Source organism: Lacisediminihabitans profunda, assembly GCF_008040105.1.
Lineage (GTDB): Bacteria > Actinomycetota > Actinomycetes > Actinomycetales > Microbacteriaceae > Lacisediminihabitans > Lacisediminihabitans profunda.
In genome coordinates, this window is record NZ_VRMG01000004.1 from 204,942 (window position 1) to 219,133 (window position 14,192).

Sequence of the window (14,192 nt, forward strand, 5' to 3'; positions counted from 1 at the left end):
CCAGCGCCGCTATCAGGCGAGGGCGACCAGGTCGGCGTAGTCGCGGTTCCAGAGGTCCTCTGTGCCGTCCGGCAGGATGAGCACGCGCTCCGGATTGAGCGCCTCCACGGCGCCCTCATCGTGGCTGACCAGCACCACGGCGCCCGAGTAGTTGGCCAGGGCATCCAGGATCTCGAGGCGGCTCGCCGGATCGAGGTTGTTGGTGGGCTCGTCGAGCAGCAGCACATTGGCACCGGAGACCACGATCATCGCGAGTGCGAGCCGCGTCTTCTCCCCACCCGAAAGCACCCCGGCGAGCTTGTTCGCGTCGTCGCCCGAGAAGAGGAACGAGCCGAGCACGCGCCGCGCCTCGGTCTCGGTGATGTTCGGCGACGACGAGACCATGTTCTGCAGCACCGAGCGCTTCACGTCGATGGTCTCGTGCTCCTGCGCGTAGTAGCCGATGCGCAAGCCGTGGCCGGGCTCGATCTGGCCGGTATCCGGCTTGTCGACGCTCGCGAGGATGCGCAGCAACGTGGTCTTGCCCGCGCCGTTGAAGCCGAGGATGACGACCTTCGAACCGCGGTCGATCGCGAGGTCCACCGCGGTGAAGATCTCGAGCGAGCCGTAGCTCTTGGAGAGATTGGACGCCATGAGCGGGGTGCGACCACACGGCGCGGGCTCCGGGAAGCGCAGCTTCGCGACCCGGTCAACGGCGCGTACCTCGTCGAGGCCGGAGAGCATCTTCTCGGCGCGGCGCACCATCTGGTGCGCGGCCGCCGCCTTGGACGCCTTGGCGCCGAACTTGGCCGCCTGCATCTGCAGCACGCCGGCCTTCTTCTCCACGTTGACGCGTTCCTTCTTGCGTCGTTCCTCGTCGGCCGCGCGCTGGCGCTGGTAGTTCTTCCAGCTCATGTTGTAGATATCGATCACCTGGCGGTTCGCATCCAGGTAGAAGACGCGGTTCACGGTCTCCTCGACGAGTTCCACGTCATGGCTGATCACGATCAGCCCGCCCTGGAAGTTCTTGAGGAACTCCCGCAGCCAGACCACCGAGTCGGCGTCGAGGTGGTTCGTGGGCTCGTCGAGGAGCATCGTCTCGGCGCCGGAGAACAGGATGCGGGCGAGCTCGATGCGTCGGCGCTGGCCGCCGGAGAGCGTCGACAGCGGCTGGTCGAGGATGCGATCCGGCAGGCTGAGGTTGCTCGCGATCGATGCGGCCTCGGCCTCGGCCGCGTAGCCGCCGAGCGCGGTGAAGCGATCCTGCAGGTTTCCGTAGGTCTTCATGGCCGAGGCGCTCACCTTGGCATCCGGGTCCCCCATCTCCTGGGCGGCCTTCTCCATGCCGATCATGATCTGCCCGAGCCCGCGGGCGTCGAGGATGCGGGTGCGGGCGAGATCCTCCGGGTTGCCTGAGCGCGGGTCCTGAGGGAGGTAGCCGACCTCGCCGGTGCGCTCGATGGTGCCGCCCGTGGCGAGTTCCTCGCCGGCCAGGACCTTGGTCAGGGTGGTCTTGCCCGCGCCGTTTCGGCCGACCAGGCCGATCTTGTCGCCGCGTTCCACACGGAAGGTGACGTCCTCCATGAGCATGCGTGCGCCAACACGCAGTTCGAGGTCGTGCACGCTGAGCACAGGCAGAGTCCAATTCTTTGTGTTGTTTTACAACAACGGGAGGGAGGGGGTAGGCCTCTAGTATAAATCGTGGGGCTCGCCTTCGACGCCGATGCGGCCCGCACCACCGCCCAGAGGAGCTCCCGTGTCCAATCTGACCCTGGCATTCGGTCGTCCGACGCTCGCCGACCGGCTCTTTTCGCGGAGTCTCGTCACCGACCTGATCCTGATCGCGGCCGGCACCGCCCTCACCTCGATCGCCGCCCAGCTCATCATCCCGCTCTGGCCGGTGCCGATCACCGGCCAGACCTTCGCGGTGCTGCTCGTCGGCTCGACCCTCGGCGCGGTGCGCGGCGCCCTCTCGATGACGCTCTACCTGGTGCTGGGAGCGGCCGGCCTTCCGGTGTTCGCCGCCGGCGGTCACGGGAGCCTCCTCGCCTCGCCGTCCGGCGGGTTCGTCATCGGATTCGTCTTCGCCGCCGCCCTCACCGGCTGGCTCGCCCAGCGCGAGTGGGACCGCAAGGTCGTTGGGACGTTCCTGTCCTTCGCCGCGGGCACCGTCGTGATCTACGCCTTCGGACTCCCCTGGCTCTACACGGTGCTCGGCACCTTCCCGCCCGCCTCACTCAGCAGATTCTTCGGCACGACCAACCTGCTGCGGGCGACGATCACGACCGGCATCCTGCCGTTCCTGGTCGGGGACACCGTCAAGGCGCTTCTCGCGGCGGCGATCCTTCCGGCGAGCTGGCGGCTCGCCGGCCGGGCAGACAAGGCCGCGAGCGAGAACGAGGGCTGAGAGGCCCCACCGCCGGCACGTCCACTGCGGGCCCATGCCAACGACGAACGCCCCGGCCATCGGTCGGGGCGTTCATCGTGTTCGGGTCGAACTACATCGAGAAGCCGAGGGCGCGCATCATGTCGCGACCGTCATCGGTGATCTTCTCCGGGCCCCACGGCGGCATCCACACCCAGTTGATGCGGAACTGCTCGACCACGCCATCAAGAGCCTGCGCGGTCTGCTCCTCGATCACGTCGGTCAGAGGACAACCCGCCGAGGTGAGCGTCATGCTGATGATGAGGGCATTGTTCTCATCGTCCCAGGTGAGGTCGTAGATGAGCCCGAGGTCCACGATGTTGACGCCGAGCTCGGGGTCCATCACGTCTTTCAGCGCCTCTTCGACCTGGTCGAAGAGCTGCGGTGCGAGTGCGACTGCCATACTTCTAGCCTAGGTTCGTCGGGGTCGGACCGCCAGTGGCCAGCGCGTCGCTCGCCAGGAACCGGTCGTAGCCCTCGTTCTCGAGTCGGTCGGCCAGCTCGGGTCCGCCCTGCTCGGCGATGCGGCCGTCGACGAACACGTGCACGAAGTCCGGCGAGATGTAACGCAGGATGCGGGTGTAGTGGGTGATGAGCATGATGCCCAGGCCGGTGTTGGCCTTCGCCCGGTTCACACCCTCCGCGACAATCTTGAGCGCGTCGACGTCGAGGCCGGAGTCGGTCTCGTCGAGCACTGCGAACTTGGGGGCCAACAGCTCGAGCTGCAGGATCTCGTGCCGCTTCTTCTCGCCGCCGGAGAAGCCCTCATTCACATTGCGGTCCTTGAACGAGGCATCCATCCGCAGGTTCTTCATCGACTCGGTCACCTGCTTGGTCCAGGTGCGGATGGACGGCTGAACGCCGTCGATCGCCGTCTTGGCGGTGCGCAGGAAGTTGGTCACCGCGACGCCGGGAATCTCGACCGGGTACTGCATAGCCAGGAAGAGTCCAGCGCGGGCGCGCGCATCCACCGTCATGGCGAGCAGGTCCTCCCCGTCGAGGGTGATCGATCCGCTGTCCACGTGATACTTCGGGTGCCCGGCGATCGTGTAGGCGAGAGTGGACTTGCCGGAGCCGTTCGGGCCCATGATCGCGTGGATCTCGCCCTCGTTCACGGTGAGGTCGACCCCCTTGAGGATCTGCTTCGTGCCCTGCTCGGTCTCGACGCTCACGTGGAGGTCTTTGATCTCTAGTACTGACATGTCTGTGGGGTTCCTAACTGGTGTACGTCGTGCCGGGTGTCAGGCGCTGAGGACGGGCGTCGGGTCGATGAAGACATCGCCGTCGACGATGGAGACGGCGAAGACCGGCACCGGCTCATAGGCCGGGAGGGTGATCGGCTTGCCGGTGATGAGGGAGAACTTGGAGCCGTGCGCCCAGCACTCGAGGGTGTCGTCTTCGACGAACCCTTCGGCGAGCGAGATGTCCCCGTGCGTGCAGGTGTCCCCGATGGCGTGGACCGCCCCGGCGGAGTCCCGCACGAGCGCGATGGGCATGCCGTCGATCACGACACGCACCGCCGATCCGAGCTCGATCTCGTCTTCGGCGCAAATCCGAACGGCCACTACGCGCTCACCTTCAGTTCGTCTTCGATCGCCTGCGCCAGGCGTGCCTCCAGGTCGGCGGACCCGATCTTCTGCACGATCTCGGAGAGGAAGCCGCGCACCACCAGGCGTCGCGCCTCGTGTTCTTCGATGCCCCGGGCCTGCAGGTAGAAAAGCTGCTCGTCGTCGAAACGTCCCGACGCGCTCGCGTGTCCCGCGCCGGCGATGTCGCCGGTCTCGATTTCGAGGTTCGGCACGGAGTCGGCTCGCGTGCCGTCGGTGAGCAGGAGGTTGCGGTTCTGCTCGTAGCTGTCGGTGCCGGCCGCGGACGGGCGGATAAGCACGTCGCCCACCCACACGGTGTGGGCTCCGTCGCCCTGAAGGGCGCCCTTGTAACTCACCCGCGACTTGGTGTTCGGAGCGTCGTGGTTGACGAAGACCTGCTGTTCGAGGTGCTGGCCCGTGCCGGCGAAGTAGACGCCGAAGAGCTCGACGTCCGCGCCCTCGCTCGAGAGATGAGCGGACGGGTTGATACGCACGACGTCCCCGCCGAGCGACACGACCACGTGCCGGAGCCTCGCGTCGCGGCCGATCTGCGCGAAATGGCTCGCGAGATGCACGGCGGTGTCGTCCCACTGCTGCACGGTGACGACCGTGAGCTGCGCGCCGTCGCCGACGATGATCTCCACGTTCTCACTGAGCATCGCCTGGCCGGAGTTCTGCAGCACGACCATGCCGCGGCTGTGCTTCTCGGCCACGATGACCGTGTGTGCGGCGCGCGGAGCGGTGCCGAGTCCGGAACGCGTGACGGTGACCTCCACGGGCTCTTCGCCCGTGATGGTGACCGCGAGCGCCTCCTCGAAGCTGCTCCACGCGTTCGCGGAGGCCAACTCCTCCGGCCTTCCGGCGCGCCCGATGCGGTCATCGTCGCGGCCGATCGGCTCGACGACGGCACCGGCGTCACCGGTGGAGACGACATCCGTGACGATCGGCAGGGCCGATCCGTCGAGTCCGGCGTCGAGCAGCGGCTGGATCTTCGCGATCGGGGTGTGCTTCCACTCGAGCTCGCGGCCCGTGACGGCCTCGAAGTCGCCGACATCGAACGAGCCGAAGCGGGCGGAGCGCACCTGAACGGGCACGAGACCCCAGCCGCCATCGCTGTGCTGCTTCGAGCCAAGTCTCGAGTGATCGGGTTCTGCCGGGGAGATGGTGGGTGTAGCTACGGCAGACATCTAGCCGATGGTTCCTTCCGACGTGACGAGGCGGGTCATCCGACGCTGCCTTCCATGCCCATTTCGATGAGCTTGTTGAGTTCCAGGGCGTACTCCATCGGCAGTTCGCGCGCGATGGGCTCGATGAATCCTCGCACGATCATGGCCATCGCCTCGTCTTCGGGCAGGCCACGGGACTGCAGGTAGAAGAGCTGTTCGGCGCTCACGCGGGACACGGTGGCCTCGTGGCCCATCTGAACGTCGTCCTCGCGGACGTCGGTGGTCGGATAGGTGTCCGACCTCGAGATGGCGTCGACGAGCAGTGCGTCACAGCGAACCGTGTTGGCGGAGTGATGGGCGCCCTCGGCGATCCGCACCTCGCCGCGGTAGCCGGTGCGTCCGCCGCCGCGGGCGATCGACTTGGAGACGATCGACGACTGCGTGTACGGGGCCATGTGGATCATCTTGGCTCCGGCATCCTGATGCTGGCCCGGGCCGGCGAAGGCGACAGAAAGCGTCTCGCCCTTGGCGTGCTCGCCCACGAGGTAGATCGAGGGGTACTTCATGGTGACCTTGGAGCCGATGTTGCCGTCGATCCACTCCATGGTGGCGCCCTCATGGGCGATCGCGCGCTTCGTGACCAGGTTGTAGACGTTGTTCGACCAGTTCTGGATGGTCGTGTACCGAACGCGCGCGTTCTTCTTCACGATGATCTCGACGACCGCGGAGTGCAGCGAGTCCGACTTGTAGATCGGCGCGGTGCAGCCCTCGATGTAGTGAACGTATGACCCCTCGTCGGCGATGATCAGCGTGCGCTCGAACTGGCCCATGTTCTCGGTGTTGATGCGGAAGTAGGCCTGCAGTGGGATCTGAACGTGCACGCCCTTCGGCACGTAGACGAACGAGCCGCCGGACCAGACGGAGGTGTTGAGCGCGGCGAACTTGTTGTCGCCGGACGGGATCACGGTGCCGAAGTACTCCTTGAAGAGCTCCGGGTACTCCTTGAGCGCGGTGTCGGTGTCGAGGAAGAGCACGCCCTGCTCCTCGAGATCCTTGTTGATCGTGTGGTACACCACCTCGGACTCGTACTGCGCGGCGACGCCGGAGACGAGTCGCTGGCGCTCCGCCTCGGGGATGCCGAGCTTCTCGTAGGTGTTCTTGATGTCGTCCGGGAGGTCGTCCCAGGTCTGGGCCTGCTTCTCGGTCGACCGCACGAAGTACTTGATGTTGTCGAAGTCGATGCCGGAGAGGTCAGCGCCCCAGGCGGGCATGGGCTTCTTGTAGAACAGCGCGAGGGCCTTGAGACGATTCTTGAGCATCCACTCCGGTTCGCCCTTGAGCGCCGAAATGTCCGCGACGACCTCCGGGGAGATTCCGCGTTTCGCTGACGCCCCGGCGACATCGGAGTCGGACCAGCCGAACTCGTAGATGCCGAGGCTCTCGAGCTCCGGGCGATCGATCAGGATGTCTGACATGTCGTAACCTCTCTCCACCCTCCACAACCCGGCTGGCGGGCTTCGCATTCCCCCGGCCCCGCATCCGGCTGATGCAAGCTGAGAGGAGAGCGTGAAGGGCTCACACTGCATTTATCTAATACAGCACATACCTAAACTGGTCCGAGGGCATGGGCCCCATCGCCCTCGTCTACCGAACTGCCGAGCACGCTCGTCGGCGCGGTCCCGAACAACGCAATTCTACAGGGACGCGTCCCGCAAGTTGGGGATACGCGGCGAGGTCACAGAGACCCGTCCGGCTTCCCATGTCCCGAGAGGATCCAGAACCCCGTGAATCAGGCATCGCCGCTCCCCCAGCAGTCCTCACCGATCGTCCGTGCCGCGCGCCGCTGGCTGCCGGGAACTGTCGATCGCCGGGTGCGGGTTCTGGGCTGGCTCTCGCTGCTGTTCCAGGTGGTGCTGGTGGGCACGGGGGGCGCCGTGCGACTCACCGCCTCCGGTCTCGGCTGCCCCACCTGGCCGCGGTGCACAGCAGATTCCTTCGTGACCACACCCGAGCTCGGGATCCACGGCATCATCGAATTCACCAACCGCATGCTCACCTTTGTGCTCGTACTCGTGGCGATCGCCGCATTCCTCTCGGTGGTCAGGATGCGAAAAGAGCGCCGCGACCTGTTCTGGCTGTCCCTCTCGCTCGGGCTCGGCATCCCCGCTCAGGCGATCATCGGCGGCATTTCGGTGCTCACCGGGCTCAACCCCTACGTCGTGGGGATGCACTTCGTGGTCTCGATCAGCCTGGTGGCCATCGCCACGGTGTTCGTCTACCGCATCCGGTTCGGCGAGCGGCCGCCGGCCCGCACGGTACCGCGTTGGCTGACCGGCCTCACGTTCGTCACCGTCGCCGTCGTGGCGATCACCGTGGTGGTCGGGGTTCTCACCACCGGATCGGGCCCGCACGCCGGGGACAACTCGGACGACAAGCACCTCGCGCCGAGGAACGGGCTCAACCCCGAGATTCTTCAGCACGTGCACAGCTGGCCCGCCTACCTCACCGTGGCGCTCACCGTGGCGCTCCTCGCCGCCGCGATCGTGCTGCGGCTCGGGCGGCTGCGGGCGGCGGCGATCGTGCTGCTCGCCGTGGAGGCCCTGCAGGTGATCGTGGGCGTGAGTCAGGCGCGCCTCGGCCTGCCGGAACTGCTGGTGGCCACCCACATGGTGCTCGCCTGTGTGCTCGTCGCCGGCATCACCACCGTGGTGCTCACCCTCCGGGCCGCCGACGGGTCGCCGGCCGCCGAGGCGACCAGCCCGCAGGACCGCGAACTGCAGCGCTGAGCGGAACCCCGTTCCCGCGTCCCTCGCCGCGCTCGCGGAGGGAGTTGTGACCGTCCGCGGCGGGAATACTCCCTCGCGGAGGGGGACGTGCCTCCCGCCGCGGCCACGTTTCTCCCGCCGCGACGGGCTGAGCCGCGGGGAGCGGAGCCGTGACGAGGGGTCGCGCGACCTAGAAGTGCAGCAGCGGGTCGATGCCGACCGCGACGAACAGCAGCGTGAGGTAACTGATCGAGCTGTGGAACACGCGCATCGGCTTGACCTCGTCGTGACGGATCGCCATCGAGTAGAGCCGGTGTGCCTCGAAGATGAACCACCCGCCGGCGAGCACCGCCACGACCGAGTAGAGGATTCCCATCGGTGCGACCGGGATGAGCAGCAGCGAGCACGCGACGGTCGCCCAGGCGTACAACACGACCTGCAGCCCGACGACGGTGCGCCCGCGCACGACGGCGAGCATCGGCACGTTGACCGACGCGTAGTCCGCGCGATAGCGCATGGAGAGCGGCCAGTAGTGCGGGGGCGTCCAAAGGAAGACGATGCCGAAGAGGATCACGGGGGTCCAGCTGAGCGAACCGGTGACCGCCGCCCATCCGATCAGCACCGGCATGCAGCCGGCCGCCCCGCCCCAGACGATGTTCTGCGGGGTGCGCCGCTTGAGCACGAGCGTGTACACGAGCACATAAAAGAGGATCGCCGCGAGGGAGAGCACGGCGGCGAGGAGATTCACCAGCACGGCGAGCCAGACGATGGAGGCCACGCCGAGCACCCAGGCGAACACGAGGGCCTCACGATCCGTGAGTTCCCCCGTGACGAGGGGCCGCTTGCTCGTGCGCTTCATCACGCGGTCGATGTCGCGATCGATGTAGCAGTTGAAGGCGCCGGCGGACCCCGCGCTCAGCGAACCGCCGACCAGGGTCCAGAGCACCAGCCACAGGTTGGGAATGCCGCCCTGCGCGAGAATCATCACCGGAGCGGTCGTCACGAGCAACAGCTCGATCACCCGCGGTTTGGTGAGAGCGAAGTAGGCCTTCGACTTGCGCGCGAACCCGATGCGCTGCACGGGTAGCTGGGTGTCGACCGCTACGTTCATTGCTCCTCTAACGACTGGTGTTCCTCGCCACCGATTCTAGGCTGTTGTCGGCTGCGTGATCGCCCGGCCGAACGGGAATACGCGGGGCCAGCCGGTGTTTCTCTATACTTGGATGTGCTTGCCAGCCGCAGGCCACACAACCAGTCCCCCGCCGCTTGTTCGCTGCGAACTGGTGTGCCCGCGGTAGTGCCGATGACGTCAGGCGAGTGTGTAACCTCCACAGCGGCACGGCTCAGCCGAGTTGTCCGCGGCAACAGAAGGGTCATCAATCTCGTGGCAGCTCTCCAGTGGGATCCCATCGACAACAAGGCAGTGGACACGGCTCGTGTGCTTGCCGTGGATGCCGTGGAGAAGGTGGGAAACGGCCATCCGGGTACCGCGATGAGCCTCGCTCCCGCCGCGTACCTCCTCTTCCAGAAGGTCATGCGCCGCGACCCCAGTGACAGCACCTGGATTGGCCGTGACCGTTTCATCCTCTCGGTCGGACACTCCTCGCTGACCCAGTACATCCAGCTCTACTTCGGCGGCTACGGCCTCGAGCTCGACGACCTGAAGGCGCTGCGCACCTGGGGCTCGAAGACTCCGGGTCACCCCGAGTACGGCCACACCGACGGGGTCGAGATCACGACGGGCCCGCTGGGTCAGGGACTCTCCTCCGCCGTCGGGTTTGCCTACGCCGCCCGCTACGAGCGCGGCCTCTTCGACCCGGATGCCCCCACCGGCACGAGCCCGTTCGACCACTTCATCTACACGATCGCCGGCGACGGCGACATGCAGGAGGGTGTGACGAGTGAGGCCTCCTCGCTCGCCGGTCACCAGGAGCTCGGCAACCTCATTGCGATTTATGACAGCAACCAGATCTCCATCGAGGACGACACCAACATCGCCTTCACCGAGGACGTGAAGGCGCGCTACGAGGCGTACCACTGGCACGTGCAGGTTGTCGACTGGAAGAAGACCGGCCAGTACATCGAGGACGTCGCCGCCCTCAACGACGCGATCGAGGCCGCGAAGGCCGAGACGAGCAAGCCGTCGCTGATCATCCTCAAGACGATCATCGGCTGGCCAAGCCCGAAGAAGCAGAACTCGGGCAAGATCCACGGATCGGCGCTCGGCGCCGACGAGGTGCGGGCCGTCAAGGAAGTCCTCGGTTTCGACCCCGAGCAGAACTTCGAGGTGGACCCGGCCGTCATCGAGCACACCCGCAAGGCCGTGGAGCGGGGCCAGGCCGCGCACGCCGAGTGGAATACGCAACTCGACGCGTGGGCCGCCGCCAACCCCGACCGCAAGGTGCTGCTCGACCGCATCCTCTCCGGCGACCTGCCGGACGGCGTCGAGGAGGCGCTCCCGGTGTTCGCCGCCGGCAAGGAGCTCTCGACCCGCGCCGCCTCCGGCAAGGTGCTCGCCGCCCTCGGACCGGTGATCCCCGAGCTGTGGGGTGGATCGGCGGACCTCGCCGAGTCGAACAACACCACGATCGAGGGCGCGCCGTCGTTCATCCCGGCCGAGCGCTCGACCCACGAATGGACCGGTAACCCCTACGGCCGCGTGCTGCATTTCGGCATCCGCGAGCACGCCATGGGCGCCATCCTCAACGGCATCGTGCTGCACGGCAACACCCGCGCGTTCGGCGGGACCTTCCTCATCTTCAGCGACTACATGCGGCCGGCGGTTCGACTCGCCGCCCTGATGAAGGCGCCATCCATCTTCGTTTGGACCCACGACTCCGTCGCGCTCGGCGAGGACGGACCCACCCACCAGCCGGTGGAGCAGCTCGCCAGCCTGCGCGCGATCCCCGGTCTGGATGTCGTGCGCCCGGGCGATGCCAACGAGGTCGCGTGGGCCTGGAAGACGATCCTCGAGCGTCGCAAGGGTCCGGCCGGAATCGCGCTCACCCGCCAGAACATCCCGGTGTTCGAGCGGGGTGACGACGTCGCGAGCGGCGATACCTTCGCCTCCGCACGGCACGTAGCGAAGGGGGCGTACGTGCTCGCCGAGGCGCCGAACGGCACCCCGGACGTGATCTTCATCGCGACCGGTTCCGAGGTACAGATCGCCGTCGACGCCCGCGAACAGCTCAAGGCAGTGGGCATCAACGCCCGAGTCGTGTCCGCCCCGAGCCTCGAGTGGTTCGAGGAGCAGAGCGCGGAGTACCGCGAGTCCGTGCTGCCGAAGGCCGTGAAGGCCCGCGTCTCGATCGAGGCCGGGATCGACCTCACGTGGCGCTCGTACGTCGGCGATGCCGGCCGCAGCGTGTCGATCGAGCACTTCGGCGCCTCCGCCGACTACAAGACGCTGTTCCGCGAGTTCGGCATCACCACCGAGCACGCGATCTCCGCCGCAAAGGAATCACTGGCCGCCGTCTGAACTCCGGCCGTTTCACACGCGCTCACCACCCCAAGCGTTTTCTACAGAAAGAACCATCGCAATGACTGAGAACACCCCCACCGCGGCACTGTCAGCAGCCGGCGTCAGCATCTGGCTCGACGACCTCTCCCGCGAACGAATCAACTCCGGCGGCCTCGCCCGCCTCATCGCCGAGCGCAACGTCGTCGGCGTCACCACCAACCCGACCATCTTCGCGACCGCCCTCGCCAAGGGCGAGGCGTACGACGCCCAGGTGGCCGAACTGGCCGCCGCCGGAAAGACGGTCACCGAGGCGGTCTTCGAGATCACCACCGACGACGTCGCGAACGCGAGCGACATCTTCCGTCCCGTCTATGACGCCACCGGCGGCAAGGACGGCCGCGTGTCGATCGAGGTCGAGCCGGGGCTGGCGCACGACGCCGCCGGCACGATCGCCGAGGCCAAGGAGCTGTGGGCTAAGGTCAACCGCCCGAACGCCATGATCAAGATCCCGGCCACCATCGCCGGACTCGAGGCCATCGCCGAGACGATCGGCGCCGGCATCAGCGTGAACGTGACGCTCATCTTCAGCCTCGAGCGTCACCGCGAGGTGATCAACGCCTACCTGACCGGACTCGAGAAGGCGAAGGTCGCCGGCATCGACCTCTCGACAATCCACTCGGTCGCCTCGTTCTTCGTCTCCCGCGTCGACACCGAGATCGACAAGCGCCTCGAAGCGATCGGCACGCCCGAGGCGCTCGCGCTCAAGAGCAAGGCCGGCATCGCCAACGCGCGCCTCGCCTACCAGGTGTTCGAGCAGGCCTTCGAGAGCGAGCGCGCCGCCGTACTGCTCGAGGCCGGCGCCAACCGCCAGCGGCCGCTCTGGGCCTCGACCGGTGTCAAGGACCCCAAGCTCCCCGACACCCTCTACGTGACCGAGCTCACCGTGAACGACGTCGTCAACACCATGCCGGAGAAGACCCTCGAGGCCACCTTCGACCACGGCGTGATCGACGGCGACCAGGTCACCAACCACTACGACGACGCGAACGTGGTTCTCGACGCTCTCGAGGCCCAGGGCGTCTCTTACGTCGAGGTCACCGAGCTGCTCGAGAAGGAGGGCGTGGAGAAGTTCATCGTCTCCTGGAACGAGCTACTCGACACCGTCGCCGCCGCTCTCGAGTCCGCGAAGACCGGGGACACCAAATGAGCTTCGACATCACGGTGAGCGGGGCGGCCGCCGAGGCCGTCGACCGCATAGTTCCGCAGCTCGTGAGCGACCTGGTCGCATCCAGGATCGCCGGCCAGGATCCGTCGCTCTGGGGACCGGATGCCGAAGAGGAGGCCGCGAAGCGTCTCGGCTGGACCGAGGCCGTGGTCATCTCCGAGCCCCTCATCGACGACATCATCGCCCTGCGCGACCGCCTGCACGCCGAGGGGGTCAACCACGTCGTCCTCGGCGGAATGGGCGGCTCGTCTCTCGCCCCGGAGGTCATCACCCGTACGGCCGGCGTCGAACTCACCGTTCTCGACTCAACCGATCCCGGCCAGGTGCTCGCTGCACTCAACGACCGACTGGACACCACGGTCGTCGTCATCTCGTCCAAGTCGGGGTCCACCCTCGAGACGGCGAGCCAGCGCAAGGCGTATGAGCAGGCGTTCCACAACATCGGCATCGACCCGCTGGAGCGAATCGTGGTCGTGACCGACCCGGGCTCCCCGCTCGACGTCGACGCGCGGGCCGCCGGCTACCGCGTCTTCAACGCCGACCCGAACGTCGGCGGCCGATATTCGGCGCTGACCGCCTTCGGACTCGTTCCGTCCGGTCTCGCCGGGGTCGACATCCGCGCGCTCCTCGATGAGGCCTCCGCGGTGACCGGCCAGCTCATGGTCGACCGCTCCGACAACCCCGGCCTGATCCTCGGCGCCGCGATCGCGGGCACCCGTCCGCTCAAGAACAAGCTCGGCATCGTCTCGGACGGCACCTACATCGTCGGCTTCGGCGACTGGGTCGAGCAGCTGATCGCGGAGTCGACAGGCAAGCTCGGCAAGGGCATTCTGCCCGTCGTGCTCGACCTCAAGTCCCCCGAGCTCACCGAGAACCTCGACGACGTGCAGATCGTGCGCCTCGTGGAGAGCGCCCGGGCCACCGAAGACGTGATCGACGGCGAGATCGAGATCAGCGGCACCCTCGGCGCGCAGATGCTCGTCTGGGAATACGCCACCGTCGTGGCCGGTCGCCTGCTCGGGATCGACCCCTTCGACCAGCCGGACGTCGAATCGGCGAAGATCGCCACGCGTGCGCTGCTCGACGCCCGCCCGGAGCCCGTTCCGCCGCTGTTCGTGGCCGACGGCATCGAGGTGAGCGGGCCGGAATCCGTGCTCTCCGGCGTCTCGACGATCGAAGGCGCTGTCGACGCCCTCCTCGCCCAGGTCGGCCCGGACGGTTACATCGCCGTGCAGGCCTATGTCGACCGTCACGCCAACTACGAACTCGCCAAGCTCCGCGACCTGCTCGCGGCGAAGAGCGGGCGACCGGTGACCTTCGGCTGGGGTCCGCGCTTCCTGCATTCCACCGGCCAGTTCCACAAGGGTGGACCCGCCGTGGGTGTGTTCCTTCAGATCACGGCGGATGCCCCTGCCGACCTGGACATCCCGGACAGCCCCTTCTCCTTCGGGTACCTCATCAAGGCCCAGGCCGCCGGTGACGCGAGCGTGCTCGCCGATCTCGGTCGACCCGTCGTCACCCTCAACCTGACCAACCCGGCTCAGAACCAGGCCACGCTCTTCAGCGCGGCCCGCTAGATCGCC

The 14,192-nt window shown here is 67.0% G+C and carries 12 protein-coding genes; 5 read left to right on the plus strand and 7 right to left on the minus strand.

Annotation, left to right across the window (positions count from 1 at the left end):
• Window positions 1-12 precede the first annotated feature (12 nt).
• The gene (locus FVP33_RS03560; protein ID WP_147782258.1) at window positions 13-1,611 is read right to left on the minus strand and encodes an ABC-F family ATP-binding cassette domain-containing protein; all 1,599 of its coding nucleotides are present in this window, start codon (window positions 1,609-1,611) and stop codon (window positions 13-15) included.
• Window positions 1,612-1,735: 124 nt separating this feature from the next.
• Here FVP33_RS03560 and FVP33_RS03565 point away from each other — a divergent pair, with 124 nt between their 5' ends.
• A complete protein-coding gene (locus tag FVP33_RS03565) occupies window positions 1,736-2,386 on the plus strand; it encodes a biotin transporter BioY (RefSeq protein WP_147782259.1) in 651 nt (216 codons plus the stop codon).
• A 91-nt stretch (window positions 2,387-2,477) separates the two neighbouring features.
• On the opposite strand, the gene FVP33_RS03570 is transcribed toward FVP33_RS03565, so the two are convergent.
• The 5 genes from FVP33_RS03570 to sufB are packed head-to-tail and all read right to left on the minus strand — an operon-like array spanning window position 2,478 to window position 6,634.
• Entirely contained in the window at window positions 2,478-2,807 is a 330-nt protein-coding gene (locus FVP33_RS03570; protein WP_147782260.1) for a metal-sulfur cluster assembly factor, read from the minus strand.
• Window positions 2,808-2,811: 4 nt separating this feature from the next.
• A complete protein-coding gene (gene sufC / locus FVP33_RS03575) occupies window positions 2,812-3,606 on the minus strand; it encodes a Fe-S cluster assembly ATPase SufC (protein WP_147782261.1) in 795 nt (264 codons plus the stop codon).
• A 39-nt stretch (window positions 3,607-3,645) separates the two neighbouring features.
• Window positions 3,646-3,969, minus strand: coding sequence for a non-heme iron oxygenase ferredoxin subunit (locus FVP33_RS03580; protein WP_147782262.1), 324 nt, complete (start codon window positions 3,967-3,969; stop codon window positions 3,646-3,648).
• The gene (sufD, locus tag FVP33_RS03585) at window positions 3,969-5,180 is read right to left on the minus strand and encodes a Fe-S cluster assembly protein SufD (RefSeq protein WP_147782263.1); all 1,212 of its coding nucleotides are present in this window, start codon (window positions 5,178-5,180) and stop codon (window positions 3,969-3,971) included. The genes FVP33_RS03580 and sufD overlap by 1 nt, the downstream gene beginning before the upstream one ends.
• A gap of 35 nt (window positions 5,181-5,215) precedes the next feature.
• Window positions 5,216-6,634, minus strand: coding sequence for a Fe-S cluster assembly protein SufB (gene sufB, locus FVP33_RS03590; protein ID WP_147782264.1), 1,419 nt, complete (start codon window positions 6,632-6,634; stop codon window positions 5,216-5,218).
• Between the two features lie 309 nt (window positions 6,635-6,943).
• On the opposite strand from sufB, the gene FVP33_RS03595 reads away from it, so the two are divergent.
• Window positions 6,944-7,945 (plus strand): COX15/CtaA family protein, encoded by a 1,002-nt coding sequence (locus FVP33_RS03595; protein WP_147782265.1) that lies wholly within the window; start codon window positions 6,944-6,946, stop codon window positions 7,943-7,945.
• A gap of 169 nt (window positions 7,946-8,114) precedes the next feature.
• Here the strand turns inward: FVP33_RS03595 and FVP33_RS03600 are convergent, their stop codons facing one another.
• Window positions 8,115-9,035: a heme o synthase gene (locus FVP33_RS03600; RefSeq protein WP_147782266.1), complete on the minus strand. Its 921-nt coding sequence runs from the start codon at window positions 9,033-9,035 to the stop codon at window positions 8,115-8,117.
• Window positions 9,036-9,308: 273 nt separating this feature from the next.
• Between FVP33_RS03600 and tkt the strand changes: the two genes are divergently transcribed.
• From tkt to FVP33_RS03615, 3 genes are all read left to right on the plus strand, one after another.
• A complete protein-coding gene (gene tkt, locus FVP33_RS03605; protein WP_147782267.1) occupies window positions 9,309-11,402 on the plus strand; it encodes a transketolase in 2,094 nt (697 codons plus the stop codon).
• Window positions 11,403-11,463: 61 nt separating this feature from the next.
• Window positions 11,464-12,591 (plus strand): transaldolase, encoded by a 1,128-nt coding sequence (gene tal, locus FVP33_RS03610; RefSeq protein ID WP_147782268.1) that lies wholly within the window; start codon window positions 11,464-11,466, stop codon window positions 12,589-12,591.
• A complete protein-coding gene (locus FVP33_RS03615) occupies window positions 12,588-14,186 on the plus strand; it encodes a glucose-6-phosphate isomerase (RefSeq protein ID WP_147782269.1) in 1,599 nt (532 codons plus the stop codon). The genes tal and FVP33_RS03615 overlap by 4 nt, the downstream gene beginning before the upstream one ends.
• Window positions 14,187-14,192 lie beyond the last annotated feature (6 nt).

Bases quoted from the DNA above. Each gene is read 5' to 3' on its own strand.
- FVP33_RS03570 (WP_147782260.1), bottom strand. From the start codon at position 2,807: ATGGCAGTCGCACTCGCACCGCAGCTCTTCGACCAGGTCGAAGAGGCG.
- sufC (WP_147782261.1), bottom strand. From the start codon at position 3,606: ATGTCAGTACTAGAGATCAAAGACCTCCACGTGAGCGTCGAGACCGAG.
- sufD (WP_147782263.1), bottom strand. From the start codon at position 5,180: ATGTCTGCCGTAGCTACACCCACCATCTCCCCGGCAGAACCCGATCAC.
- sufB (WP_147782264.1), bottom strand. From the start codon at position 6,634: ATGTCAGACATCCTGATCGATCGCCCGGAGCTCGAGAGCCTCGGCATC.
- FVP33_RS03600 (WP_147782266.1), bottom strand. From the start codon at position 9,035: ATGAACGTAGCGGTCGACACCCAGCTACCCGTGCAGCGCATCGGGTTC.
- tal (WP_147782268.1), top strand. From the start codon at position 11,464: ATGACTGAGAACACCCCCACCGCGGCACTGTCAGCAGCCGGCGTCAGC.
- FVP33_RS03615 (WP_147782269.1), top strand. From the start codon at position 12,588: ATGAGCTTCGACATCACGGTGAGCGGGGCGGCCGCCGAGGCCGTCGAC.